The following is a 277-nucleotide window of genomic DNA, read 5'->3' as shown; positions in this document are numbered from 1 at the left end:
ATTATGGTATTTGTTTGATAAAACCTAACCTTGAAACATTTACACAAAGCTAATTCTATTTTGCTTAATCATTCTGGCACGATTGATAAGAGCATAAAGGGCTAGAAATTCATCGTTAATTATTCTTTCAAAAGTTTCACTGTATCTATCCCCATCAAATTCAATACTTTTCCATTCTATAAGCTCTGCTTTGGCATTAGTGATAAAAGAAATATATTTATCTCTTTGTTTATCGTGTTTGATACCTGCACATAAAGGTTTAAGTGCTTCATCATAC

At 30.3% G+C, this 277-nt stretch carries 1 pseudogene; it reads right to left on the bottom strand.

The features are described from left to right. Positions 1-39: 39 nt before the first annotated feature. Positions 40-277 (bottom strand): annotated as a pseudogene (locus AJ884_RS00005) (hypothetical protein); the annotation flags it as partial.

It is taken from the genome of Campylobacter sp. BCW_6463 (assembly GCF_001762785.1).
Lineage (GTDB): Bacteria > Campylobacterota > Campylobacteria > Campylobacterales > Campylobacteraceae > Campylobacter_D > Campylobacter_D jejuni.
Note: the sequence above shows the minus strand (reverse complement) of the source record. Positions and strands in the feature narration are given on the sequence as shown.